The 25,420-nt window shown below is 69.6% G+C and carries 18 protein-coding genes and 1 tRNA gene; 7 read left to right on the top strand and 12 right to left on the bottom strand.

What is annotated here, in order from left to right; translation table 11 throughout:
• The first annotated feature begins 114 nt into the window (after positions 1 to 114).
• From ACH4S8_RS27870 to ACH4S8_RS27855, 4 genes are all read left to right on the top strand, one after another.
• Positions 115 to 1,107, top strand: a complete 993-nt coding sequence (locus ACH4S8_RS27870; protein WP_398398741.1) for a hypothetical protein — start codon at positions 115 to 117, stop codon at positions 1,105 to 1,107.
• A complete protein-coding gene (locus tag ACH4S8_RS27865) occupies positions 1,104 to 3,290 on the top strand; it encodes a hypothetical protein (protein ID WP_398398739.1) in 2,187 nt (728 codons plus the stop codon). The genes ACH4S8_RS27870 and ACH4S8_RS27865 overlap by 4 nt, the downstream gene beginning before the upstream one ends.
• A gap of 3 nt (positions 3,291 to 3,293) precedes the next feature.
• Positions 3,294 to 4,883, top strand: coding sequence for a hypothetical protein (locus ACH4S8_RS27860; protein ID WP_398398737.1), 1,590 nt, complete (start codon positions 3,294 to 3,296; stop codon positions 4,881 to 4,883).
• 125 nt (positions 4,884 to 5,008) lie between these two features.
• Entirely contained in the window at positions 5,009 to 6,592 is a 1,584-nt protein-coding gene (locus ACH4S8_RS27855; RefSeq protein WP_398398735.1) for a M48 family metalloprotease, read from the top strand.
• 103 nt (positions 6,593 to 6,695) lie between these two features.
• On the opposite strand, the gene ACH4S8_RS27850 is transcribed toward ACH4S8_RS27855, so the two are convergent.
• The 11 genes from ACH4S8_RS27850 to ACH4S8_RS27800 all read right to left on the bottom strand — a co-directional run bounded on the left by ACH4S8_RS27850 (position 6,696) and on the right by ACH4S8_RS27800 (position 21,234).
• The gene (locus ACH4S8_RS27850) at positions 6,696 to 10,595 is read right to left on the bottom strand and encodes a DNA-directed RNA polymerase subunit beta' (protein WP_398398733.1); all 3,900 of its coding nucleotides are present in this window, start codon (positions 10,593 to 10,595) and stop codon (positions 6,696 to 6,698) included.
• Between the two features lie 114 nt (positions 10,596 to 10,709).
• Positions 10,710 to 14,195 (bottom strand): DNA-directed RNA polymerase subunit beta, encoded by a 3,486-nt coding sequence (gene rpoB, locus ACH4S8_RS27845; protein ID WP_398398731.1) that lies wholly within the window; start codon positions 14,193 to 14,195, stop codon positions 10,710 to 10,712.
• A gap of 639 nt (positions 14,196 to 14,834) precedes the next feature.
• Positions 14,835 to 15,215, bottom strand: coding sequence for a 50S ribosomal protein L7/L12 (rplL, locus tag ACH4S8_RS27840; RefSeq protein WP_398398730.1), 381 nt, complete (start codon positions 15,213 to 15,215; stop codon positions 14,835 to 14,837).
• A 109-nt stretch (positions 15,216 to 15,324) separates the two neighbouring features.
• Positions 15,325 to 15,855, bottom strand: coding sequence for a 50S ribosomal protein L10 (rplJ, locus tag ACH4S8_RS27835; RefSeq protein ID WP_037627039.1), 531 nt, complete (start codon positions 15,853 to 15,855; stop codon positions 15,325 to 15,327).
• 339 nt (positions 15,856 to 16,194) lie between these two features.
• On the bottom strand, positions 16,195 to 17,034 hold the full coding sequence (locus tag ACH4S8_RS27830) for a DUF1396 domain-containing protein (RefSeq protein WP_398399169.1): 840 nt from the start codon (positions 17,032 to 17,034) through the stop codon (positions 16,195 to 16,197).
• A 212-nt stretch (positions 17,035 to 17,246) separates the two neighbouring features.
• Positions 17,247 to 18,194, bottom strand: coding sequence for a hypothetical protein (locus ACH4S8_RS27825; protein ID WP_398398729.1), 948 nt, complete (start codon positions 18,192 to 18,194; stop codon positions 17,247 to 17,249).
• A 199-nt stretch (positions 18,195 to 18,393) separates the two neighbouring features.
• Positions 18,394 to 19,119, bottom strand: coding sequence for a 50S ribosomal protein L1 (rplA, locus tag ACH4S8_RS27820; RefSeq protein ID WP_361676762.1), 726 nt, complete (start codon positions 19,117 to 19,119; stop codon positions 18,394 to 18,396).
• Between the two features lie 94 nt (positions 19,120 to 19,213).
• The gene (gene rplK, locus ACH4S8_RS27815; RefSeq protein ID WP_037627044.1) at positions 19,214 to 19,648 is read right to left on the bottom strand and encodes a 50S ribosomal protein L11; all 435 of its coding nucleotides are present in this window, start codon (positions 19,646 to 19,648) and stop codon (positions 19,214 to 19,216) included.
• Positions 19,649 to 19,841: 193 nt separating this feature from the next.
• Complete coding sequence (gene nusG, locus ACH4S8_RS27810) at positions 19,842 to 20,693, bottom strand: transcription termination/antitermination protein NusG (protein WP_398398725.1); 852 nt, start codon at positions 20,691 to 20,693, stop codon at positions 19,842 to 19,844.
• Positions 20,694 to 20,770: 77 nt separating this feature from the next.
• A complete protein-coding gene (gene secE, locus ACH4S8_RS27805) occupies positions 20,771 to 21,052 on the bottom strand; it encodes a preprotein translocase subunit SecE (protein WP_103549158.1) in 282 nt (93 codons plus the stop codon).
• Between the two features lie 109 nt (positions 21,053 to 21,161).
• A tRNA-Trp gene (locus ACH4S8_RS27800) sits at positions 21,162 to 21,234 on the bottom strand.
• A 247-nt stretch (positions 21,235 to 21,481) separates the two neighbouring features.
• On the opposite strand from ACH4S8_RS27800, the gene ACH4S8_RS27795 reads away from it, so the two are divergent.
• Both ACH4S8_RS27795 and ACH4S8_RS27790 read left to right on the top strand, forming a co-directional pair.
• The gene (locus ACH4S8_RS27795) at positions 21,482 to 22,708 is read left to right on the top strand and encodes a pyridoxal phosphate-dependent aminotransferase (RefSeq protein WP_398398722.1); all 1,227 of its coding nucleotides are present in this window, start codon (positions 21,482 to 21,484) and stop codon (positions 22,706 to 22,708) included.
• Between the two features lie 128 nt (positions 22,709 to 22,836).
• Positions 22,837 to 23,856 (top strand): adenosine deaminase, encoded by a 1,020-nt coding sequence (locus ACH4S8_RS27790; RefSeq protein WP_398398720.1) that lies wholly within the window; start codon positions 22,837 to 22,839, stop codon positions 23,854 to 23,856.
• A 4-nt stretch (positions 23,857 to 23,860) separates the two neighbouring features.
• On the opposite strand, the gene ACH4S8_RS27785 is transcribed toward ACH4S8_RS27790, so the two are convergent.
• Positions 23,861 to 24,517, bottom strand: a complete 657-nt coding sequence (locus tag ACH4S8_RS27785; RefSeq protein ID WP_398398718.1) for a TetR/AcrR family transcriptional regulator — start codon at positions 24,515 to 24,517, stop codon at positions 23,861 to 23,863.
• A 127-nt stretch (positions 24,518 to 24,644) separates the two neighbouring features.
• Here ACH4S8_RS27785 and ACH4S8_RS27780 point away from each other — a divergent pair, with 127 nt between their 5' ends.
• On the top strand, positions 24,645 to 25,277 hold the full coding sequence (locus ACH4S8_RS27780; protein WP_398398716.1) for an NAD(P)-dependent oxidoreductase: 633 nt from the start codon (positions 24,645 to 24,647) through the stop codon (positions 25,275 to 25,277).
• The last annotated feature ends 143 nt before the right edge of the window (positions 25,278 to 25,420 follow it).

Below are 25,420 nucleotides of genomic sequence, written 5' to 3'. Positions count from 1 at the left end.
TGCGGACCGCTTCTGTGCACACGGTCACACTTCGAGTGGGACATCCTCCCTCACACCCGGCCCACCGGTGACGCCACCCTGCTTGCCAGGCGAGGCCCCCACCGAAAGGCGACCATGACCGATCCCGTGAGCCGGACGATCCTTCTGCTGGACATCGAGAAGTACAGCGACCGGGACGACGTGGAGCAGGCCTACCTGCGCCGGATGCTGTACGACATCACGGACCGCGCGCTGGAGAGCGCCGGCATCGACGAGCGGTTGCGCCTGCGGGCGGACCGCGGCGACTCGGTGATGGAGCTGATCGACGCCAACGCCTCCGTCACGGCCCTGCTGCGCGCCCTGCTCACCGAGGTGCCCGAGCTGCTCCGCTCGGTCAACCGGACGGCGTCCAGTTCGGCCCAGATCCGGCTGCGCGGTGTCGTCGCCACCGGATATGTCGCCGTCGACGAACTCGACGGCTGGGTCGGCTCCGACCTCAACCACGCCTGCCGGCTCCTCGACGCCCACCTGCTGCGCGCGGCCCTGCGGGAGCGGCCGGACGACTTCGCCCTGTGCGTCTCCGAGGGCGTGCACGCGGGGATCGTGCGGCACGGCCACCCGGGCATCCCGGCGGACGGCTTCCACCCGGTGACGGTGGACAGCAAGAACGGACCCCTGCGGGCCTGGCTGCACGGCCCGGTTCCGTACGGGGCGGAAGGCCACGGTGAAACAGGGGGAGCCCCGGCGCCGGACTGCTCGGGGGAGAGCCCGGCGCCGGGGGCGGACGTGTCCGGAACCCGAGCGGAGCCGACGGAGCCGGCAGGAACGAGGGGCCCCGCGGGCCCGACAGACACGACAGGACCTGCGGCAACGGCAGGAACCGCAGGGCCGGCGGAGCCGGCGGCCACCGCCCCCGACCCGCACGAGCCCGCCCGGCCCGAGCAGTCCGCCCGACCCGGACAACAGCCCGCCCGGCCCGCCGCGCCGCCCGCGAACGTCGTCTTCGACTTCGGCGGCGGCTCCCCCAGCTTCGGCGGGAGCCTCGTCGCGGGGGACCAGCACGGGGTGTCCGGCGGACAGGTCACCGGCGACGTCCACCTGGGCCGCAGCGGGGGTGAGCCCGCGTGACGGTGCCCGCGCCCCCGACGCGGGGCGGCTTCGACGACGTACCACCGCCGGACACACCGTGGCAGGGCGGTCCGCACCCGGCCGCCGAGGCCGGCGCCGACACGGGCGAGCCCGAGGAGGAGACCCAGGAGGCCAGAGCCGCACAGCGCGAACTCGTCGCGCACACACCGGGATTCATCTTCAGCGAGGCCGCGTCCTTCGGCGGCAGCGTGGTCGCCGGGGCCCAGCACGGGGTCTCGGCGGGCGGCTCGGCCCGTGATGTGTTCATGGGCGGCAAGACGGAGATCCACCACCACCAGACGGCCTCCGCGTCGGCGGCGTACGTCTCCGGCGAGATCCCCCGGCAGCGGCTCGACGCGCTCGACGCGGTCTTCGCCGAGGGCCCCTCCTTCGCCGCCGCCCTGGCCCGGCTGCGCGAGGAGCGCGTCCTCGTCCTCGCCGGCGCCCACTCCACCGGCCGCCACGCCGCGGCCCTCATGCTCCTGCACCGCCTGGGCGTACCCGCCGTGCACGCGCTGTCCGCCGAGACCGGCCCGGCGAACCTGGGCACCCAGCTCACCGCGCCCGGCGGCCACGTCCTGCGCGATCTGCCGCTGAGCCGCAACCGCCCACTGCGCGACACCCACCTGTACGCGGCCCGCGACCGGCTCGCGAAGACCGGCGGGTATCTGGTCGTGACCCTGGAGAACTCCCCGTTCCTGCTGGGAGTGACCCCCTCCGTCTGGGAACCTCCGGAAGCGGTCGCGGTGCTGCGCGCCCACCTGGCCGACCTGCGGAAAGACCCCGAGGACAGCTCCGGCCTGCTCGCCCTCGACCCCGTCCGCGACTTCCTCGCGCGCGGCGCCCACCGCCCCGCCGAGGTGGCCCGGTTCGCCGTCGAGGTCGCCCGCTACGACGGCGGCGAACAGGCGGCGGCCCGCCTCGCCGACTTCGGGCACGCGGCGGTCGAGCAGCAGTGCCGGGAATGGCTCGGCGACCCCGAGTCCACGTTGCGCGACAAGGCGTTCCTCATCTCGCTCGCCGTCTTCGACCAGGCTCCCTACGTGCTCGCCGCCGAACTCGCCGACACGCTGTTCGTGCACTTCCAGCGGCTCCAGCATCCCGAACAGCCGCCTGAGATCCCGGTGTTCGGGCTCCCCGCCGAGACCCGGCTGGAGCGGGCGCGGGCCGAGGGCGAGTTACGCGACGAGGAGACCGACTGGGGCCCGGTCCCGCAGTTCACGGCCCGCTTCAAGAAGGAGAGCACCCCCCGGGTGCTGCTCGGCGAGGTCTGGACGGGCCATCCGTCGGCACGGCCCGCGCTGGTCGCCTGGCTCAAGGAACTGGCCCGCGACCGCCGTCCGGTCGTCCGGACCCGGGCCGCCGCGGCCGCGGCCCTGCTGGCCCGCGCCGACCTGCCCTCGGCGATGGCGCTGCTGATCGACGGCTGGGCCGTGTCCAAGGCCTTCGGCCCCCGGGTCACCGCCGCGAACACCCTCACGCTCGCCCAGCTCCTCGACGCGCCCGTCGTCCTGCGCCTGCTCACCCAGTGGTGCACGGACGCCCACTGGGCCCGCCGCTGGACCGCGATCCGCGCGTTCGGCCTGCTCACCCCGCTGCGCCCCGGCCTCGCGGGCCCGGCGCTGAGCGCGCTCGCCGCCCGCGCCCGCGCCGGAGGCAGCAGCAGGACCGAGTCGAACAACCTGGTCGACTCCACGGCCCTGCTGCTCTCGGTGGGCACGCGGCGCGGCGAGATGCTCTCCGAGCTGGTGCGCCTGCTCCACCACGACACGGCCTCGGTCCGGGCGCTCGCGCTGGCCGCGTTCGTGCGCTCCTGCGACAACGCGGAGGAGGGCGCGCTCGTCGAGTGGTACGCCGACACCGGCATGTACGAGCCGGACTCGGCCCGTGACCTGGCCACCCTGTGGCGCACCGCGCTCGGCGACCGCGGCCACACCCGGGGCGCGCTGACCGCCCTGCACACCTGGGTGCGGCTGGCCGAGCACCGGGCGGACGTCGCACAGGCACTGGAGCTGCTGCTGCCCGCGCTGGTCGTGACGGCTGACGACCGCAAACGCCTGAGCCACGAACTGGCCGGCCTGCGCGCCCCGGACGGCGGCCCACGCCCGCCCGTGGCCGACCGGCTGCTCGGCCTCCTGATCCCCTCCACCCCAGATCCGTCGAGAGATCCATCGAGGAGTTGAACCATGGCGGAGTTCCGCCGTCAGCCGGAGTGGCAGCAGGACGCCAACCGGCACAGCACGCTCATCGACCCGGTGCTCACCGTGCGGCCGATCGCGCGCTTCGACTACACCGTCCGCCGCGCGGTCACCGCGATCGACCACGCCCTGGTCTTCGTCACCGCGAAGGGCTCGTACGACGTCTACACACCGCCGCACCGGCCGAGCCGCTCGGACGCGGCCACCCGCCGCTACACCTCCGTCTACGAGGTGGACATGGGCAGCCACCCCGTCCAGCTCGCGCTGGAGCTGCCGAGCGACGACGACGCGTTCGCCTTCGGTGCCACGGCCGACCTGACCTGGCGGGTCGCGGACCCGATCGCCTATGTGGCGAGCGGTGAGCGTGACGTTCCGACGCGGCTGACCCGTGAGCTGCACCAGCTCGCGCGGCCGGTGAGCCGCGGCCACTCCATCGAGAACAGCCCGGCCGCCGAGCGCGCGGTCCAGCAGGCCGTGGACGAGGGCGGTTTCGCCGCGGGCATCGGGCTCGCCGTGACCTGTGCCGTACGGCTGCGGCTGGACGACGAGGCGATCGCGCACCGGCGGCGGCAGCGGAGCCTGCGCTACGAGTCCGACATGCTCGACCCCGAGCACGAGTTCCGGCTCCGGCTGGCCCGGCAGCAGCACGAGCTGGAGATGCTGCGCCAGCAGCAGGACCACCATCTGATCGCCGAGAAGATCAACTTCTACCAGTACCACCTCCAGCACGGAGGGGTCGCCGCCTGGGCCCTGCATCTGTCCCAGCACCCCGAGGACACCAAGATGGTCATCGGGTCCATCCAGAAGGACCAGCTGTCCATCATCAGAGGCCAGCTCCAGGTCCTCGCCGGGGACAGTCTGGAGGACTTCCAGAAGGCGGAGTCGGCCCGCTCGACCCTGCGGGCCGTCGACGAGCTGATCCAGCAGCAGACGCCTCCGGCGCCGCGGGACGGCCAGGGGGCACTGCCCGCCGGAGCGGTCCCCGGACAGCCGCAGACACCGCCCCAGCCGCCGTATCCGGGCCAGTCTCCCCAGCCCGGTCCCTCTCCCCAGCCGCCGTACGCGGGACAGGCACCGTACGGCGACCGCCCTCCGTACGACGGCGGCCGGCCCCCGTACGCCGACGACCGGCCTCCCTACACCGGGCAGCCGCCCCACGCGGGCCAGACCCCGTACACGGGCGACCCGGGCGGGCCCCCGCCGTACGCCGGCCAGAGCCCGTACGCGGGTGCCCCGGGCGGACACACCCCGTACGCGGGTGCTCCGGGCGGACACACCCCGTACGCGGGTGCTCCGGGCGGACACACCCCGTACGCGGGTGCCCCGGGCGGGCAGCCGCCCTACACCGGACAGGCCCCCCACGCGGGTGACCGTCCCCCGTACGCCGGGGGCCGGGACGCCGGGTCCTCCGTGGTGCCGGGACGGCCCGAGGGCCCGGCGGCCCCGTACGGACCGCCCGCCACGACGCCCTACCCGACGGCAGGTCCCGCTCCGGCCGTACCCCCGGTGCCCGGCCGCCCCGACGACGCCCGGGCCGCCGTACCGCCGGACGGCGCTCCGGAAGGCGACCCCGCGTGACCCCGGCCGCCGGGGCACCGCCGGCCGTGCCCGCGGCCGGGCCGGCGCCCGTCGTCCCGCGGCCCGTCCCACCGCTCACCGGCTGACGTCCCCGCACAGCCACCAGCCCCACCGAAGGAGCCGTCATGTCCCAGCCTCCAGGCCCGACCCACGAGCCCCCGTACCCAGGGCCTCCCTACCCGGGGGCCACGCCCCCGCCACCCGAGTACCCCACGGCCTCCGCTCCCCCGCAGCAGTACCCCGGCGGTCCCGGGCCCGGTGGACCGGGACCGCAGTACCCCGGAGCGGCGGCCGGAAGCGCCGCACCTCCGTACCCGGGAGCCGGAGCCACGAACGCCGCACCTCCCTATCCCGGGGCCGGAAGCCCCGCACCGCAGTACCCGGGAACGGGAGCCGGAAGCCCCGCGCCCCCGTACCCCGGCACGGCGGGCCCTCCCCCGCAGTACCCCGGAGGCCCCGGAACCGCAGCCGCGAGCGCGGCGCCGCCGTACGCGGGAGCGGGGGCGGCGTACCCGGGTGGTACGGGCCAGGCCCCTCACCACCCGGGGACCGGGGGCCTGCCCCCTCAGTACCCCGGGAACCCCGGCCCCGGCGCTCCCGGGCCGCAGTACCCGGGAACGGGAGCCGGAAGCCCCGGGCCGCAGTACCCCGGAACGGCGGGACCCGGTCCGCACGGTCCGGGAGCCGACCCGCGGTTCGCGGGGCAGCAGCAGGCGGAGCCGAGGCCGTTCGTCCCGCGGCCCACCGTCGCGCCCGACGATCTCGACTACCGCCACCAGGGCTCACGCGTCCACCTGGCGAGCCATCAGCGCGGCGCCGACGCCACCGCCGTCGGACAGCTGGCCACACAGATCCCGGGCGCCCTGGTGAGCCTCGCCGTGGTGTCGGCCCTCGCTCTGGGGATCTGCGGCACGGTCGTGGGCTGGCTGGTCGTCGTGGCCTGGGTGGCCTCCGGCGCGCTCGTCTTCCACCGGCCCACCGAGCTGCGCTTCGCCCGGCACGTGCTCAAACTGCGGACGCCGCTGGCCGAGGAACGCGCCCGGCTGGAGCCGATCTGGCGCGAGGTCACCGCCCGGGCCGGCATAGAGGCCGGCACCTACGAGCTGATGGTGGAGAACAGCGACGACCTGAACGCGGTCGCCGTCGCCGGCCATGTCGTCGGCGTCACCACCTACTCCCTCAACAAGATCCCCAGCAGCAACCTCGCCGCCGTACTCGCCCATGAACTCGGCCACCACACCGGCGGTCACGCCTGGGCCGGGCTCCTCGGCTACTGGTACTCACTGCCCGGCAGGCTCGCCTGGGCCTTCACCCGCGGCATGGCCAGGATCGCGCTCGCGGTCGCCGGGGTCTTCTCGGCCGCCGCGACCGGGCTGCTGGTCCTCTTCATGGGGATGTTCGTGGTCGCCGGTTTCCTCGTCGCCTGGTACATCACCGTCCCCCTGGTCGTCGCGCCCTATCTCCTCGCGTGGGCGGGCCGCCTCGGCGAACTGCGTGCCGACCAGCAGGCCGCGGCCCTCGGCTTCGCGCCCGAGATGGCCGAGGTCCTGCACCACTTCCAGGCCGAGGAGGACGCGGCGAAGACGGCCGCCGCCGCCCGGGGCAAGAAGCTCCAGGAGCCCACCGGCCTGGCCCGGCTGCTGTCCACCCACCCCGACAACTACACCCGGCTGCGCGCCCTGGAGCCGTACCTCCAGCTCCCGCGCTGAGGCGGGGCGGCCAGGTCGCGGACCGGACCGGGAACGCCGAAGGGCGGTCACCCCCAACGGGGATGACCGCCCTTCGTACTAGCTAGCGCCTACCGGCAGCCGCTCACTGGTTGTACGGACCGTAGTCGTAGTCCTCCAGCGGGACGGCCTGGCCGGAGCCCGTGCCGAACGGCGAGTAGTCGATGTCGTCGTAGCCGACGGCCGAGTACATCGCGGCCTTGGCCTCCTCGGTCGGCTCCACCCGGATGTTGCGGTAGCGGGACAGACCCGTACCGGCCGGGATGAGCTTACCGATGATGACGTTCTCCTTGAGGCCGATGAGGCTGTCGGACTTGGCGTTGATCGCCGCGTCCGTCAGAACTCGGGTCGTCTCCTGGAAGGAGGCGGCCGACAGCCAGGACTCCGTCGCCAGCGAGGCCTTGGTGATACCCATCAGCTGCGGACGGCCGGAGGCGGGGTGACCGCCCTCGGTGACCACACGACGGTTCTCGGTCTCGAACTTCGAGCGCTCGACCAGCTCGCCGGGCAGCAGCTCCGCGTCGCCCGACTCGATGATCGTCACGCGGCGCAGCATCTGCCGGATGATGATCTCGATGTGCTTGTCGTGGATCGACACACCCTGCGAGTTGTAGACCTTCTGGACCTCGCCGACCAGGTGGACCTGGACGGCACGCTGACCCAGGATGCGCAGCACGTCGTGCGGGTTGGTGGCACCCACGGTGAGCTTCTGGCCCACCTCGACGTGCTCGCCCTCCGACACCAGGAGACGGGCGCGCTTCGAGATCGGGAACGCCGTCTCGTCGCTGCCGTCGTCCGGGGTGACGACGAGCTTCTTGGTCTTCTCGGTCTCCTCGATCCGCACGCGGCCGGAGGCCTCGGAGATCGGGGCGACACCCTTCGGCGTACGGGCCTCGAAGAGCTCGACGACACGGGGCAGACCCTGGGTGATGTCGTCACCGGCCACACCACCGGTGTGGAAGGTACGCATCGTCAGCTGGGTACCGGGCTCACCGATGGACTGGGCGGCGATGATGCCGACCGCCTCACCGATGTCGACCAGCTTGCCGGTGGCCAGCGAGCGGCCGTAGCACATGGCGCAGGTGCCGACGGCGGACTCACAGGTCAGGACCGAACGGGTCTTGACCTCCTCGATGCCGTGGCGGACCAGCTCGTCGATGAGGACGTCGCCGAGGTCGGTGTTGGCCGGGGCCAGCACCTTGCCGTCGACGGTGATGTCCTCGGCCAGCGCACGTGCGTACACGCTGGTCTCGACGTTCTCCGTCTTGCGCAGCACGCCGTCCTCGCCGCGCTCGGCGATGGCCAGACGCAGACCGCGGTCGGTGCCGCAGTCCTCCTCGCGGATGATGACGTCCTGCGAGACGTCCACCAGACGACGGGTGAGGTAACCCGAGTCGGCGGTACGCAGGGCGGTGTCCGCCAGACCCTTACGGGCACCGTGCGTGGAGATGAAGTACTCCAGCACGGACAGGCCCTCACGGAAGGACGCCTTGATCGGACGCGGGATGGTCTCGTTCTTGGCGTTCGACACCAGACCACGCATACCGGCGATCTGACGCATCTGCATCATGTTGCCTCGGGCGCCCGAGTTCACCATCATCGAGACCGGGTTGGTCTTCGGGAAGTTCGCGTTCATCGCCTCGGCGACCTCGTTGGTCGCCTTGGTCCAGATCGCGATGAGCTCCTGCGTGCGCTCTTCCTTGGTGATCAGACCACGCTCGTACTGCTTCTGGACCTTCTCGTCCAGGTCCTCGTAGCCCTTGACGATCGCGCGCTTCGCATCCGGAACGACGATGTCGGAGATGGCCACGGTGACACCGGAACGGGTCGCCCAGAAGAAGCCCGCGGACTTCAGGTTGTCGAGCGTCGCCGCCACGATGACCTTGGGGTAGCGCTCGGCGAGGTCGTTGACGATCTCGGAGAGCTGCTTCTTGCCCACCTCGTAGTCGACGAACGGGTAGTCCTCGGGCAGCAGCTCGTTGAAGAGCGCGCGGCCCAGGGTCGTCCGCAGGCGGAAGGTGTCACCCTGCTGCCACTCGGGCTCGCCCTCCTCCTGCGCCGGAGGGGTCCAGCCGCGCGGCGGGATGGTGCCCACCGGGAAGCGGATGTCCACCTGCGACTGCAGCGAGAGCTCGCCGGCGTCGAACGCCATGATCGCCTCGGCCACGGAGGCGAAGGAGCGGTCCTCGCCCTTCACGTTCCGCAGGTCGCCGTCGGTGGTCAGGAAGAACAGACCGAGGACCATGTCCTGGGTCGGCATCGTGACCGGGCGGCCGTCGGCCGGCTTGAGGATGTTGTTCGAGGACAGCATCAGGATGCGGGCCTCGGCCTGCGCCTCCGCGGAGAGCGGCAGGTGCACGGCCATCTGGTCACCGTCGAAGTCCGCGTTGAACGCGGTGCAGACGAGCGGGTGGATCTGGATGGCCTTGCCCTCGACCAGCTGGGGCTCGAAGGCCTGGATGCCGAGGCGGTGCAGCGTGGGCGCACGGTTCAGCAGAACCGGGTGCTCGGCGATGACCTCTTCGAGGACGTCGTACACGACCGTGCGGCCGCGCTCGACCATCCGCTTGGCGCTCTTGATGTTCTGCGCGTGGTTCAGGTCGACCAGGCGCTTCATCACGAACGGCTTGAAGAGCTCCAGCGCCATGGCCTTCGGCAGACCGCACTGGTGCAGCTTCAGCTGCGGACCGACGACGATCACGGAACGCGCGGAGTAGTCCACACGCTTGCCGAGCAGGTTCTGACGGAAGCGACCCTGCTTGCCCTTGAGCATGTCGGACAGCGACTTCAGCGGACGGTTGCCAGGGCCCGTGACCGGGCGACCACGACGGCCGTTGTCGAAGAGCGCGTCGACGGCCTCCTGGAGCATGCGCTTCTCGTTGTTCACGATGATCTCGGGCGCGCCGAGGTCGAGAAGCCGCTTCAGGCGGTTGTTGCGGTTGATCACGCGGCGGTACAGGTCGTTCAGGTCGGAGGTCGCGAAGCGGCCACCGTCCAGCTGCACCATCGGACGCAGGTCCGGCGGGATGACCGGCACGCAGTCGAGCACCATGCCCTTGGGGCTGTTGCTGGTCTGCAGGAACGCGGAGACGACCTTGAGGCGCTTGAGCGCGCGGGTCTTCTTCTGGCCCTTGCCGGTGCGGATGATCTCGCGGAGGCGCTCGGCCTCCTCGTCCAGGTCGAAGGACTCCAGGCGCTTCTGCAGCGCCGCGGCACCCATCGAACCGTCGAAGTACGTGCCGAAGCGGTCACGCAGTTCGCGGTAGAGGAGCTCGTCGCCCTCCAGGTCCTGGACCTTGAGGTTCTTGAAGCGGGTCCACACCTCGTCGAGACGGTCGATCTCGCGCTGCGCGCGGTCGCGCAGCTGCTTCATCTCACGCTCGGCACCCTCGCGCACCTTGCGGCGCACGTCGGCCTTGGCGCCCTCGGCCTCCAGCTCGGCCAGGTCGGTCTCGAGCTTCTTGGCGCGGGCTTCGAGGTCGGCGTCGCGGCGGTTCTCGATCTGCTGGCGCTCGACGGAGACGTGCGCCTCCAGCGAGGGCAGGTCGCGGGTGCGGCGCTCGTCGTCGACGTACGTGATCATGTACGCGGCGAAGTAGATGACCTTCTCGAGGTCCTTCGGGGCGAGGTCGAGCAGGTAGCCCAGCCGCGACGGAACGCCCTTGAAGTACCAGATGTGGGTGACGGGAGCGGCCAGCTCGATGTGGCCCATCCGCTCACGGCGCACCTTGGCGCGCGTGACCTCGACGCCACAGCGCTCACAGATGATGCCCTTGAAGCGGACACGCTTGTACTTGCCGCAGTAGCACTCCCAGTCCCGGGTCGGACCGAAGATCTTCTCGCAGAAGAGTCCGTCCTTTTCGGGCTTGAGGGTGCGGTAGTTGATGGTCTCGGGCTTCTTGACCTCGCCGTGGCTCCACTGACGGATGTCGTCAGCGGTGGCCAGACCGATCCGGAGCTCATCGAAGAAGTTGACGTCGAGCACTATGCGTCAATCCCTCTCAGGGTTGTAAGTCTTAGGGGTCTGAAACGGGGGTCCTGGGGCCGGCGGGCCTTGGTCACCTTTTCCACAGGTGGCCAAGGCCCGGCCGGACTCCCGTCAGACCTCTTCGACGCTGCTCGGCTCGCGCCGGGACAGGTCGATGCCGAGCTCCTCCGCCGCGCGGAAGACGTCCTCGTCGGTGTCGCGCATCTCGATGGACATGCCGTCCGAGGACAGCACCTCCACGTTGAGGCACAGGGACTGCATCTCCTTGATGAGCACCTTGAAGGACTCGGGGATGCCGGGCTCGGGGATGTTCTCGCCCTTGACGATGGCCTCGTAGACCTTCACGCGGCCGGTCACGTCGTCGGACTTGATCGTCAGCAGCTCCTGGAGGGCGTAAGCGGCGCCGTACGCCTCCAGCGCCCACACCTCCATCTCACCGAAGCGCTGGCCACCGAACTGAGCCTTACCACCCAGCGGCTGCTGGGTGATCATCGAGTACGGACCGGTCGAGCGGGCGTGCAGCTTGTCGTCGACCAGGTGGTGCAGCTTGAGGATGTACATGTACCCGACCGAGATCGGGTCCGGGAACGGCTCGCCGGAGCGGCCGTCGAACAGCCTCGCCTTGCCGGACGGGAGAACCAGGCGGTCACCGTCGCGGTTGGGCAGGGTGTGCTCGAACAGACCCGCGAGCTCGTCCTCACGCGCACCGTCGAAGACCGGGGTGGCGACGTTCGTCCGCGGCGGGACCTGGTCGGCACCGATGGCCTGCAGGCGCTGCGCCCAGTCGTCCGCGAGACCGGAGACGTCCCAGCCGCGGCTGGCGAGCCAGCCGAGGTGGATCTCCAGGACCTGTCCCGGGTTCATTCGGGACGGGACACCGAGCGGGTTGAGGATGATGTCGACCGGGGTGCCGTCCTCCAGGAACGGCATGTCCTCGATCGGCAGGATCTTCGAGATGACACCCTTGTTGCCGTGACGGCCGGCGAGCTTGTCACCGTCCGTGATCTTGCGCTTCTGCGCCACGTAGACACGAACCAGCTGGTTCACGCCCGGGGGCAGCTCGTCGCCCTCTTCACGGTCGAAGACGCGGACGCCGATGACCTTGCCGATCTCGCCGTGCGGGACCTTCAGCGAGGTGTCACGGACCTCACGGGCCTTCTCACCGAAGATCGCGCGCAGCAGGCGCTCCTCCGGCGTCAGCTCGGTCTCGCCCTTGGGCGTGACCTTGCCGACGAGGATGTCGCCGGCGACGACCTCGGCACCGATACGGATGATGCCGCGCTCGTCGAGGTCGGCGAGGACCTCCTCGGAGACGTTCGGGATGTCCCGGGTGATCTCCTCCGGGCCGAGCTTGGTGTCACGGGCGTCGACCTCGTGCTCCTCGATGTGGATCGAGGAGAGGACGTCGTCCTGCACGAGGCGCTGCGACAGGATGATCGCGTCCTCGTAGTTGTGACCCTCCCACGGCATGAACGCCACGAGCAGGTTCTTGCCGAGGGCCATCTCGCCGTCCTCGGTCGCGGGACCGTCGGCCAGGACCTGGCCCTCGATCACGCGGGCGCCCTCGTCCACGACAACCTTCTGGTTGACGGAGGTGCCCTGGTTCGACCGGGAGAACTTGTGCAGGCGGTACGTGGTGTACGTGCCGTCGTCGTTGGCGGTGGTGATGTAGTCCGCGGAGACCTCCTGGACCACACCGTCCTTCTCCGACTTCAGGACGTCACCGGCGTCGACCGCACAGCGGTACTCCATGCCGGTGCCGACCAGCGGCGCCTCGGACTTGATGAGCGGAACGGCCTGGCGCATCATGTTCGCGCCCATGAGGGCACGGTTGGCGTCGTCGTGCTCCAGGAACGGGATCATGGCGGTCGCGACCGACACCATCTGGCGCGGGGAGACGTCCATGTAGTCGACGTCGTCACCGGGGACGTAGTCGACCTCTCCGCCACGACGGCGGACCAGGACGCGGGACTCCTCGAAGCGGAGCTCGTCCGTCAGCGGCGCGTTGGCCTGCGCGATGACGAACCGGTCCTCCTCGTCGGCCGTGAGGTAGTCGACCTCGTCGGTGACGACACCGTCGGTGACCCGGCGGTAGGGCGTCTCGACGAAACCGAACGCGTTCACGCGGCCGTAGGAGGCGAGCGAGCCGATCAGACCGATGTTCGGGCCTTCAGGGGTCTCGATCGGGCACATGCGGCCGTAGTGCGACGGGTGCACGTCACGGACCTCGAAGCCGGCCCGCTCACGGGAGAGACCACCCGGGCCAAGAGCCGACAGACGGCGCTTGTGGGTGAGACCCGACAGCGGGTTGTTCTGGTCCATGAACTGCGACAGCTGGCTGGTGCCGAAGAACTCCTTGATGGAGGCGACGACCGGCCGGATGTTGATCAGGGTCTGCGGCGTGATCGCCTCGACGTCCTGGGTCGTCATGCGCTCGCGCACGACGCGCTCCATACGAGCCAGACCCGTGCGGACCTGGTTCTGGATGAGCTCGCCGACGTTGCGCAGACGACGGTTGCCGAAGTGGTCGATGTCGTCGGTCTCGACGACCATCGAGGTGCCGTTGTCGCCGACGGTCTCGGTCTCACCGGCGTGCAGCTTCACCAGGTACTTGATCGTCGAGATGATGTCCTCGACGGTCAGGATGCCGGCGTCGAGCGGGGCGTCGCCGCCCAGCTTCTTGTTGACCTTGTACCGGCCGACCTTGGCGAGGTCGTAGCGCTTCGGGTTGAAGTAGAGGTTCTCCAGAAGCGTCTGCGCGGCCTCACGGGTCGGCGGTTCGCCCGGACGCAGCTTGCGGTAGATGTCCAGCAGCGCGTCGTCCTGGCCCTGGGTGTGGTCCTTCTCCAGGGTGGCGCGCATGGACTCGTACTCGCCGAACTCCTCGAGGATCTGCTCGGTGGTCCAGCCGAGAGCCTTCAGGAGAACGGTGACGGACTGCTTGCGCTTGCGGTCGATGCGGACACCGACCATGTCGCGCTTGTCGATCTCCATCTCCAGCCAGGCACCCCGGGAGGGGATGACCTTGGCCGAGAAGATGTCCTTGTCGGACGTCTTGTCGATGGAGGAGTCGAAGTAGACACCCGGCGAGCGGACCAGCTGCGACACGACGACACGCTCGGTGCCGTTGATGACGAAGGTGCCCTTGTTGGTCATGAGCGGGAAGTCGCCCATGAAGACCGTCTGGGACTTGATCTCGCCGGTCTCGTTGTTGGTGAACTCGGCGGTGACGAAGAGCGGGGCCGCGTACGTGAAGTCGCGGTCCTTGCACTCGTCGATGGAGTTCTTCGGCGGCTCGAAACGGTGGTCGCGGAACGTCAGGGACATCGACCCGCTGAAGTCCTCGATCGGGGAGATCTCCTCGAAGATCTCCTCCAGACCGGACTTGGTGGGGACGTCCTGTCCGCTGTCCAGAGCCGCCTCGACACGAGCCTTCCACGCGTCGTTGCCGAGCAGCCAGTCGAAGCTCTCGGTTTGCAGCGCAAGAAGGTTCGGAACCTCGAGGGGCTCCTTGATCTTTGCAAAGGAGATGCGCAGCGGGGCGGTGCTGGCGCCGTTGTTCGTATTCGCGGTCGAGGCAGTGCGCGAGGCGGCCAAGAGGGGGTCCTTCCGAGGGCTCGGACTCACTACGCGCGTACCGGTCCCATGTCGGACAAAGCGTCGGGCCGCACCCGATCCGGCCGAATGAAGGCCAGGTCAGAGGTGGTCCAACCGTCGATGCTCAAACACGGGTATGCCCCTGGTGACGGGCAGGAGGCAGCTAACAGGCAGCGCAAAGGGTCAGTGTAGCCACTAGGCCCACTGATGTCCAGTCCCTGTTTTTTGAGACTCTCACTGTTCTCAACACCTGCGGCAAGCCACGCCCTCAATGCACATCGATACTGCCCTCTTCGTCAGCGATCCATGCCTCGGATACGGATCGTTGTGACGACGCGTCCTGAGAATTGCGCGCTGCGTGCGGTTCGTCAAGGCCCCCCATGCCCAAAGCAAGTGCCGCGATCGTCACGTGCGGCCCGTCTTGCAACCCGTCCCTCTGCCTGTCACAGGGCTGCCGGAGGCACAACGAAGATCACCATACTCGTCGCGACCGACAGCGCAAGGCTGCCGCTTCAGGGACCCCCTGGAACGCCGAAGAGCGACCACCCAGTTGGGTGATCGCTCTTCGGTGCGTCAGCGTTACAGCGCTACGGGAGCGGCTGTGACAGCTTCACAGGAGTCCTCGGGGGACTCGTCGAGTTACTTGACCTCGACGGAGGCGCCGGCGCCCTTGAGGGACTCGGCAGCCTTCTCGGCGGCCTCCTTGGCGACCTTCTCGAGGACGGGCTTCGGAGCGCCGTCGACGAGGTCCTTGGCCTCCTTCAGACCCAGGGAGGTGAGCTCGCGCACGACCTTGATGACCTGGATCTTCTTCTCGCCGGCACCCGTGAGGATGACGTCGAACTCGTCCTGCTCCTCAGCGGCCTCGGCGACGGCGGCGACGCCGACCGGGGCAGCGGCGACGGCCGCGGCGGCGGTGACGTCGAACTTCTCCTCGAAGGCCTTCACGAACTCGGCGAGCTCGATGAGGGTGAGGTTCTCGAACTGCTCGAGCAGCTCTTCCTGGGACAGCTTCGCCATGATGGCGTCCTTCCACTAATTCGGCAGGTGCCGGATGTACTGGTGAGGCGGGCGTACGTTCGGCCCGCTACGACCGTCGCCTCAGGCGGCGGTCAATGCGCGAGCCGAATTACTCGGCACCGCCCTGCTCGGCCTGCTTGACACGAAGCGCCTCCGCGGTGCGGACGAACTTCGAGGGCAGGGCCTGGAAGAGGCGAGCAGTCTGCGTCTGCTTGCCCTTGAAGGCACCCGCCAGCTTGGCGAGCAGAACCTCGCGGGACTCAAGGTCCGCAAGCTTCTTGATCTCGTCGGCGGACAGCGCCTTGCCGTCAAGGACACCGCCCTTGATGACGAGGTTCGGGTTGTCCTTGGCGAAGTCACGAAGACCCTTCGCCGACGTCACCGGGTCACCGGAGATGAAGGCGACCGCCGTCGGACCGTTGAACAGGTCGTCGAGCGTCGAGATCCCGGCCTCGTTGGCCGCAATCTTGGTCAGCGTGTTCTTCACCACGGCGTACTGGGCGTCTTCACCGAGCGAACGGCGCAGCGTCTTGAGCTGCGCCACGGTGAGACCCCGGTACTCGGTCAGCACGGCGGCGTTCGAGCTGCGGAACTGGTCCGCGAGCTCGGCTACCGCGGCAGCCTTGTCGGGCCTTGCCATAGAGCGTCGGCCTCCTTCCGGGTGATGAGGACCGCTCAGAAGGGGCCGACACAACAAAAACGCCCCGGCGCAGGCGCACGGGGCGTAGCTCGACCGGATTCCTCCGCACGCTGGGCGTGCGAACTCCGGGAACACATCCACGATCACCTGCGCGGGTCGTCCGCAGTGCGGATCCTTCGGTCACCCCGTCCTCTTGCGAGCACGTGGCAACGACCAGCGGTCTTTGGCTTCTCGAGGAGAGTACGTGAAGGGGACGGCGTCAAGCAAATCCGGCCGAACGGCCCGGCCGCCGACGGCCCTTGCGGGCTCCGGCGGCCTCGCGGGCTCGGGCGGTGCGGATCAGCCCTGCTGGGCGCCCTTCATCATCTCGGCGAGGTCGACGGTGTCCTTGGCCGGCGGGGCGGTCACGGTCACGGGCTTGTTGTAGTCCAGGAAGGTGACGGTCATGTCGAGCGGCCCCTTGTCGGCGGTCCCCCGCATCCGGAACTGCTTGGTGTGGTCGGCGCCGTCGATCCACATGTCCATCGTGATCGCGTCGATGCCCATCTTCGTGTACTGGTCGAGGGCCTTCTCGCGCTTCTCGCGGTCGGCCTTGTCCTGGCCCTTGAGCGACTTGCGGAACTCGTCGAGGGTGACCGTCCCCTTGTAGTGCGTGGTCTTCACCCCGTCGACGGTCTCGGGCCCGACCTTCTTCACGTTCTTGGAGCCGGTCATGAAGGTGGACTCGGTGGCGGGGTTCTTGTCGGTCTGCCCGCCGCCCAGCTGGCCCGTGTTCAGCTCCTTGTCGGCGCCCAGGGCGGCCATGTCGAACTTGATCCAGCTCTTGCCGTCCATCTCCTTGGCGGCCTTGAGGCCCCCGCCGATGTACATCGCCTTGCCCACGAGCCGGATCTCGACCGGGCCGTCGGTGGCCTGGTCCTGGGCGGTCATCTTCATGCTCATGGCCAGCGGCTTCATGCTCATCGCCGCCTCACCGCTGATGCGGCCCTCTCCGGGGACCTCGCCCTTCATCCGGTAGTGGAGCGAGGTGATGTCCTCGGTCTTCTTCGCCGCCTTCGCCACGGCCGCGGCGGGCGTGAGCGCGGGCGACTCCTCCTTGGCGCCCTTCGTACAGCCCACGGCGCCCCCGCCGAGGACGAGGGCCGCGAGGGCCGCCCCGGTCGCCCGGTGCCGTGCCAGGTTGCTCACAGAAAGCTTCAAGGTTCCCCCCAAGGAACAGATGAGCGATTCACAGATTCGGCGCGAGCGTAGCCCAGGAGGCCTGGATGATCATCTGCGTTTTCCTGCAACCATCGCGCGGGCAGCGGCAGTTGAGGGCGGCGCGGTTCGGGGAAGCGCGTCACCGCCCCGGGAGAGGGCCCGCCCCGGACCGGGGCGGGCCGGCGTGGGACTCAGGAGGGAGAGTCGCTGCCGGAACCGGTCGCCGTGTCGCCGCTGCCCGGCGTCATGCCCTGCGCCTTCAGGAGGTCCTTGAAGTCCTCGGTGTCACCGGCCGGGGGCGCCGCGGCGGAGACCTTCACCCCGTAGTCGCTGTAGTACGTCGTGGAGGACATCGTGCCGCTCGCCATCGCGGCCTTGGAGACCGCCTTGATGAGCAGGTCCTTGGCGTCGACCCAGATGTCCACGTCCTCGGTCGTGATGCCGGCCGTGGTGAACTGCTTCTTCATGTCCGAGAGCTGGCTCGGGGTGAGGTGGGAGTTCCGGGCCGCGAGGTCGCTCACGTCCACCGTGCCCGCGTAGTGCGTGGTCCTTTGGCCCCGGACCGTCTCCTCGCCGACCTTCTTGACGTCGCCGGAGGCCAGCAGCAGCTTCACCGACTGGTTCGGCGAGCTGTTCTGCATCTGGTCCTTCAGCAGCGCGCCGGAGCCGCCCCCGAGCTTCGCCAGGTCGTCGTACCCGTACCGGATCCAGTGCTTGCCGCCCACCTGCCGGGCGAAGGCGTCGCCCATCTTCGCGTAGTAGGCGTCGGACAGATAGCGGGCCTCCATGGAGTCGCTGCCCGTCTTGCGCATCGTCTCGGCCATCGTGCCGCCGGTGTACGTGATCGTCATGTCACCCGTGATGCCGTGGCCCCAGGCCATGACGCCGCCCGACTTCATGGACATCAGCGTGCCCAGGGTCGTGGTGGACTCGACCCTCGCGGAGTCGGCGCCGTCGGTGGACTTCTCCGCCGAGCGCAGGGCCGCGATGGGGCTGACGCGCGTGGCGCTCCTGTGGCCGGCCTTGTCACCCTTGCCCGAACTCCCGGAGGAATCCGAGGAGTTGCAGGCCGCCACCCCCGCCAGCGCGGTCGTCAGCGCGATCGAGAGGGTCACGCGGCGCACCATGGTGCTGTTCATTCGTCCCACCCCTATGCGAAGTCCGTGAACCGCACGCTAGCGCGGCCCACTGACACTCGTATCCGGATTCCGCCCGGGGCGCTCGCCCCGGAAAGGCCGCAAAAGCCTCCGGACATGAAGACGGGCCCCGCACCTCGAAAGGTTGCGGGGCCCGTTCAGATACGCGTGCGCGACGCGGTCACCGGGGTGAGCGGGAGGCTCAGACGGCGGCCGGGTCCTCCTCGACGAGGAGGTTGCGGGTGCGGTTCGGGTCGACAGGAATGCCGGGGCCGATCGTGGTGCTGATCGCGGCCTTCTTGACGTAGCGGCCCTTGGCGGCCGACGGCTTCAGACGAAGGATCTCGTCGAGCGCGGCGCCGTAGTTCTCCACCAGCTTGGAGTCGTCGAACGACACCTTGCCGATGATGAAGTGCAGGTTCGAGTGCTTGTCGACGCGGAACTCGATCTTGCCACCCTTGATCTCGGTGACAGCCTTGGCGACGTCGGGGGTCACGGTGCCGGTCTTGGGGTTCGGCATGAGACCACGGGGACCGAGCACGCGGCCGAGGCGGCCGACCTTGCCCATGAGGTCCGGGGTGGCGACGACGGCGTCGAAGTCCAGACGGCCCTTCGCGACCTCGTCGATCAGTTCGTCGGAGCCGACGATGTCGGCGCCGGCGGCCTCCGCGGCCGCAGCACGGTCACCGGTCGCGAAGACCAGGACCCGGGCGGTCTTGCCGGTGCCGTGCGGCAGGTTCACGGTGCCACGGACCATCTGGTCGGCCTTGCGCGGGTCGACACCCAGGCGGAAGGCGACCTCGACGGTGCCGTCGAACTTGCTCGTGGAGGTCTCCTTGGCGAGACGGACGGCCTCGAGCGGGGCGTAGAGCTTGTCCCGGTCGACCTTGGCGTCCGCAGCCCGGAGAGACTTGCTGCGCTTGCTCACTACTGCTCCTGATGTGTTCTGAGGAGTCGTGGTACGGGCCGAGCAGGCCCCGCCACGTGCGGCCGGAGCCGCATGATTCCTACGAAGGTGGGTGTCAGCCCTCGACCGTGATGCCCATGGAACGGGCGGTGCCGGCGATGATCTTCGCAGCGGCGTCCAGGTCGTTGGCGTTGAGGTCGGGCATCTTGGTCGTGGCGATCTCGCGGACCTGCGCCTCGGTGATCTTGGCGACCTTGGTCTTGTGCGGCTCGCCGGAGCCCTTCTCGACACCCGCGGCCTTGAGGATCATCTTGGCGGCCGGCGGAGTCTTGGTCACGAAGGTGAAGGAGCGGTCTTCGTAGACCGTGATCTCCACCGGGATGACCCAGCCACGCTGCGACTCGGTCGCGGCGTTGTAGGCCTTGCAGAACTCCATGATGTTGACGCCGTGCTGACCGAGCGCGGGGCCGACCGGCGGGGCCGGGTTCGCCGCACCGGCGTTGATCTGGAGCTTGATAAGCCCCGTGACCTTCTTCTTCTTGGGAGGCATTCCGGGTCCTCTTTCGTTTTCGCCTTCCTACGTCCGAGTCGCCCCGGACGGCTGCCTTCAGCCGAGCAAATGATCCGGATGAAGGCATACCGCACAACGATAACGGGTATCTGTGCGCGGCTAAAAACCGAGCAGGTCAGACCGGCTGCGACAGCCCGTCTGACCTGATCGGAAGACGTACGTCCAGAAGGTGCTAGTTCTTCTGGATCTGGTCGAAGGAAAGCTCGACCGGGGTCTCGCGGCCGAAGATCTCGACGAGGCCCTTGACCTTCTTCGAGTCGGCGTTGATCTCGTTGATCGTGGCCTGCAGCGTGGCGAACGGGCCGTCGGTGACGGTGACCGAGTCGCCGACCTCGAAGTCCAGCACCTGGACCTCGACCTTGCGCTGCGGAGCGGGCTTGCCCTCGGCCTCGGCGGCCTCGCGGGCGGCCTTCTCCTCGGCCTCGGGGGCGAGCATCTTGACGATCTCGTCCAGGGTCAGCGGGTACGGGTCGTAGGCGTTGCCCACGAAGCCGGTGACGCCGGGGGTGTTGCGGACGACGCCCCAGGACTCGTTCGTCAGGTCCATACGGACCAGGACGTAGCCCGGGAGCTTGTTCTGCTTGATCGTCTTGCGCTCGCCGTTCTTGATCTGCGCGACCTCTTCCTGCGGCACCTCGGCCTGGAAGATGAAGTCCTCGACGTTCAGCGAGACGGCACGCTGCTCGAGGTTGGTCTTCACGCGGTTCTCGTAACCGGCGTACGTGTGGATGACGTACCACTCGCCGGGGAGCAGACGCAGTTCGTCGCGCAGGGCGGTCACGGGGTCGACGGGCTCGGCCTCTTCTTCGACCTCGGCCTCGTCGGACGCGTCCTCGTCCTCGACGTCCTCGACGTCTTCGCCGGACTCGTCCTCGGCGTGCAGGGCCTCGTCCTCGGCGCTCTCGCCGGCGGCGGCATCGGCAGCCTCGAACTCGTCCTCGACGTCCGCTCCCTCGACGATCTCGAGCTCGTCGTCTACGGACTCGACCGACTCGGAGGCATCGTTCAGGTTCGGGTCAGACACGGTGGCTGCTTCTTCCTGGATACATGGGGGTGGAACGCGCGAAAGGGGCGCCGGTGACGGCGCCCTTCGCTCTCGGCTCAGCCGAAGACGTACTTGGCGGCGTGGTTGAGCCCATAGTCAATCACGGTCACCAGGCCGATCATGATGACGACGAACACAATCACCACTGTGGTGTAAGTCGTCAGCTGATTGCGAGTCGGCCAGACAACCTTCCGGAGTTCCGCGATGATCTGGCGGTAGAAGGTGGCAAGGCGCTTCAGCGGGCCCTTCTTGGCACGCTTACCGCCCTTGCGGGCCTTCTTCTTGGACTCCGGCGCCTCGGCATCAGGCATGTCGATGGAGCCCACGGCGTCCGTCACTCGTCCTCACCTGATTCCCGGGTCGTGACCGTGCCGCGCCCGGTTGAGCCGCACGGCGGTGCATTGCAGTACGTACATGCGCACACATCCTGGCGAAAGGCGTGTGTAGCAGGGCCGGAGGGACTTGAACCCCCAACCGCTGGTTTTGGAGACCAGTGCTCTACCAATTGAGCTACGACCCTTTGGTTTCCCCCAACGTACCGCATTCGACCGGGTGCTCGGTGTGCACCGGTTGAGTGCGGCCGGTGAAGGCCAACGAGGTGAGAGTGTACGTGGTCCTGAGCCGGGCGTCGAACAGAAAGTGTCCGTGCGGGCTCACCGCGCTGAAGATCCACTGGTGGGGCGCGCGGAAACGGACGGATGTTCTGCCGTTGTTCAGTCCGTGAAACCCGCGTGCCGGGGGTGTTTCCGGTCTGAAACGATGGGTCCATGAGCCCTGCAACCCCTCCCACCGAGCGCCGGGTCTCCGCCCGAGTCGGCGCGATCTCCGAGTCCGCCACCCTCGCCGTGGACGCCAAGGCCAAGGCCCTCAAGGCCGCCGGACGTCCGGTGATCGGATTCGGCGCCGGTGAGCCCGACTTCCCGACCCCGGACTACATCGTCCAGGCCGCCATCGAGGCCTGCTCGAACCCCAAGTACCACCGCTACACGCCGGCCGGCGGGCTCCCCGAGCTGAAGGCCGCGATCGCCGCGAAGACCCTGCGCGACTCCGGCTACGAGGTGGAGGCCGCCCAGGTCCTGGTCACCAACGGCGGCAAGCAGGCCATCTACGAGGCCTTCGCCGCGATCCTCGACCCGGGCGACGAGGTCATCGTCCCGGCGCCGTACTGGACGACCTACCCGGAGTCCATCCGGCTGGCCGGCGGTGTCCCGGTGGAGGTCGTCGCCGACGAGACCACCGGCTACCGCGTCTCGGTCGAGCAGTTGGAGGCCGCCCGCACCGAGAACACCAAGGTGCTGCTGTTCGTCTCCCCGTCCAACCCGACGGGCGCGGTCTACACCCGTGAGCAGATCGAGGAGATCGGCCGCTGGGCCGCCGAGAAGGGCCTGTGGGTCCTGACCGACGAGATCTACGAGCACCTGGTCTACGGCGACGCCGAGTTCCACTCGCTGCCCGTGGTGGTGCCCGAGCTGCGCGACAAGTGCATCGTCGTCAACGGCGTCGCCAAGACGTACGCGATGACCGGCTGGCGCGTGGGCTGGGTCATCGGCCCGAAGGACGTGATCAAGGCCGCGACCAACCTCCAGTCGCACGCCACCTCGAACGTCTCGAACGTGGCCCAGGTCGCCGCGCTCGCCGCCGTCTCCGGCGACCTCACGGCCGTCGCGAAGATGCGCGAGGCCTTCGACCGCCGCCGCAAGACCATCGTGCGCATGCTCAACGAGATCGACGGCGTGCTCTGCCCCGAGCCCGAGGGCGCCTTCTACGCCTACCCCTCGGTGAAGGGGCTCCTCGGCAAGGAGATCCGCGGCAAGCGCCCCGCGGACACCGTCGAGCTGGCCGCGCTCATCCTGGAGGAGTCCGAGGTCGCGGTCGTCCCGGGCGAGGCCTTCGGCACGCCGGGCTATCTGCGGCTGTCGTACGCGCTCGGCGACGAGGACCTCGTCGAGGGCGTCAGCCGGATCCAGAAGCTGCTGGCCGAGGCCACCGACTGACCTCGCCTCTCGCGCGGACGGGGGCCGGCCACTCACCGAAGTGGCCGGCCCCCGTTCGTCCGTTCGAGGCCGCCTCCGATCAGCGAAAGCGCTACCGGCACCCCGCCCGCGTACGGCAAGATCCTGGGATGGAGCGCGTACGTGATGTGAGTGAACTGCCGAAGGCCCATCTGCACCTGCACTTCACCGGCTCGATGCGGCACACCACCCTGCTGGAACTGGCCGACAAGTACGGGATCCATCTGCCCGACGCGCTGACCAGCGGGGAACCGCCGAAACTGCGGGCGACCGACGAACGCGGCTGGTTCCGCTTCCAGCGCCTGTACGACGCCGCGCGGTCCTGCCTGAGAGAGCCCGAGGACATCCAGCGCCTGGTGCGCGAGGCCGCCGAGGAGGACCTGAAGGACGGCTCCGGCTGGCTGGAGATCCAGGTCGACCCGACGTCGTACGCCCCGCGTCTGGGCGGTCTGATCCCGGCCCTGGAGGTCATCCTGGACGCGGTCGACTCGGCCGTGCGGGACACCGGGCTCGGCATGCGCGTCCTGGTGGCCGCCAACCGGATGAAGCACCCCCTGGACGCCCGCACGCTGGCCCGGCTCGCCGTGCGGTACGCGGACCGGGGGATCGTCGGTTTCGGCCTCTCCAACGACGAGCGGCGGGGCATGGCGCGCGACTTCGACCGGGCCTTCGCCATCGCCCGCGAGGGCGGGCTGCTGTCCGCCCCGCACGGCGGCGAGCTGACCGGCCCCGCCTCGGTCCGCGACTGCCTGGACGACCTGCACGCCTCCCGGATCGGCCACGGGGTGCGGGCCGCCGAGGACCCGCGGCTGCTGAAGCGGCTCGCGGACCGCGGGGTGACCTGCGAGGTCTGCCCCGCCTCGAACGTCGCCCTGGGCGTCTACGAGAAGCACGCCGATGTCCCCCTGCGCACTTTGTTCGAATCCGGTGTGCCGATGGCCCTCGGTGCCGACGACCCGCTGCTCTTCGGCTCCCGGCTCGCCGCCCAGTACGAGATCGCCCGCCGCCACCACGGCTTCACGGACCCGGAACTGGCCGAACTGGCCCGGCAGTCCATCCGCGCCTCGGCAGCGCCCCAGGACGTCCGGGCGAAACTGCTGTCCGGCGTCGACGACTGGCTGACCGCCTGACCGGCTATCCCGCCTCCGCTCCCGCGGGCCCCGGGTCCCTGGGCGCGATCCCGGCGAGCAGGGTGCGGGCGAGCGCCGGGGCGAAGGTGTCCAGGGCCGGCGGCGTGCCCTCCTGGGTGGCGTCGTAGGCGAAGGCGCGCTGCGCACAGGCCCCGAGGAGCAGGGACGCGGCCGCGTAGGTGTCGGTGTCCGGCTGGATGCGCCCGGCCCGCTGCTCGGCCAGCAGATACGCGGCGACGCCCTCGATGGGCATGTGCGGGCCCGCGCCCATGGCCCGCATGGCGTCGTCGTGACGGCGCTTGAGCTGTGTCTCCGCGTACAGGGAGGCGGCGATCGGGAAGCTCTGCTCGTAGAACAGGGCCGCCCGGCGGGCGATCTCGGTGAGGTTCTCCTCCAGGGGGTGCTCTCCGGGCTCGGCCGTCAGCCGCTCCAGGAGGGGGCCGAGCTGGGGCAGCCGCTCGTGCAGGACCCGGATGAACAGCTCTTCCTTGCTCGCGAAGTACTTGTAGAGCGCCGCCTCGGAGCATCCGGCCGCCCTGGCGATCTCCTTGGTGGTGGCGCGGGAGAGCCCGAGCGTGAGCATGAGCTCGTGCGCCGCGTCGAGGATGCGGATCCTGGCCGGCTTCGACGGCGAGGTCTCCGTGGCGGATTTCTGCTGCATGGTGCCCAAGGATTCCATGACCCGCCTTCGTGGGGTTGACGGGTGGGTGAGTACTTACTCACTCTAGAGGAGACAAGGGTGAGTGAACACTCACCCACCACGTCTCCACCTCCTAGGGGAGCAGGTCATGGAACTCACCGTTTTCGGTGCCACCGGAGGCATCGGCCAGGAGATCGTCCGCCAGGCCCTGGGTGCGGGCCACCGGGTCACGGCCGTCGTACGGGATCCCGCGCGGCTCACCGTCACGGGCGCGCGGCTGGAGGTGTTCCGCGCGGATCTCACCGACCCGGAGCCGCTGCGCCCGGCCGTCGCGGGCCGGGACGCGGTCCTGTCCGGCCTCGGCGCGCGCAGCCGGGGGGACGCCGGGGTCGCGGCCCGGCTCACCCGTACGGTGCTGGCCGCCATGGAGGCGGAACAGACACGGCGGCTGCTGGTGGTCAGCGCGGGTCCGGTCGGCCCCGGCGCCGAGCACGACACGCTCGTCGACCGCGCCATGCAGCGCCTGGTCTCCGGCATCCTCAAGGACGTCTACGCCGACCTGCGGGAGATGGAGGACGAGCTGGCGGCCGGCGCCACGGACTGGACCGTCGTCCGGCCGCCCCGGCTCCAGAACAAGCCGCTGACCGGCTCGTACCGCACGGTGGTCGGAGGCTTCCCGCCCAGGGGCCGCTTCATCGCGCGCGCCGACGTGGCCCACGCGATGCTGGCGATGATCGACGACCCGGGGACCGTGAAGCAGGGTGTGGGCATCGCCTACTAGGGCGGCCCACGCGAACCGGGCAGGCCCACGCGACGACCGGGAGCCCACGTGCCCGACACCCGCGGGGCCGGCACGGGACCCGCGGGGCCCTCCAGAGCCCGTCATGGCCCTCCGCGCCTCCAGAGCCCGTCACCAGGCCTTCG

It is taken from the genome of Streptomyces sp. NPDC021080 (genome assembly GCF_044333225.1).
Lineage (GTDB): Bacteria > Actinomycetota > Actinomycetes > Streptomycetales > Streptomycetaceae > Streptomyces.
The sequence above is the reverse complement of the archived record's forward strand: the minus strand, read 5'-3'. Positions and strand labels throughout refer to the sequence as shown.

Coding starts and splice junctions, on each gene's coding strand:
- ACH4S8_RS27870 (WP_398398741.1), top strand. CDS start 115: ATGACCGATCCCGTGAGCCGGACGATCCTTCTGCTGGACATCGAGAAG.
- ACH4S8_RS27860 (WP_398398737.1), top strand. CDS start 3,294: ATGGCGGAGTTCCGCCGTCAGCCGGAGTGGCAGCAGGACGCCAACCGG.
- ACH4S8_RS27855 (WP_398398735.1), top strand. CDS start 5,009: ATGTCCCAGCCTCCAGGCCCGACCCACGAGCCCCCGTACCCAGGGCCT.
- rplL (WP_398398730.1), bottom strand. CDS start 15,215: ATGGCGAAGCTGTCCCAGGAAGAGCTGCTCGAGCAGTTCGAGAACCTC.
- rplJ (WP_037627039.1), bottom strand. CDS start 15,855: ATGGCAAGGCCCGACAAGGCTGCCGCGGTAGCCGAGCTCGCGGACCAG.
- ACH4S8_RS27825 (WP_398398729.1), bottom strand. CDS start 18,194: ATGAACAGCACCATGGTGCGCCGCGTGACCCTCTCGATCGCGCTGACG.
- rplK (WP_037627044.1), bottom strand. CDS start 19,648: ATGCCTCCCAAGAAGAAGAAGGTCACGGGGCTTATCAAGCTCCAGATC.
- ACH4S8_RS27795 (WP_398398722.1), top strand. CDS start 21,482: ATGAGCCCTGCAACCCCTCCCACCGAGCGCCGGGTCTCCGCCCGAGTC.
- ACH4S8_RS27790 (WP_398398720.1), top strand. CDS start 22,837: ATGGAGCGCGTACGTGATGTGAGTGAACTGCCGAAGGCCCATCTGCAC.
- ACH4S8_RS27785 (WP_398398718.1), bottom strand. CDS start 24,517: ATGCAGCAGAAATCCGCCACGGAGACCTCGCCGTCGAAGCCGGCCAGG.
- ACH4S8_RS27780 (WP_398398716.1), top strand. CDS start 24,645: ATGGAACTCACCGTTTTCGGTGCCACCGGAGGCATCGGCCAGGAGATC.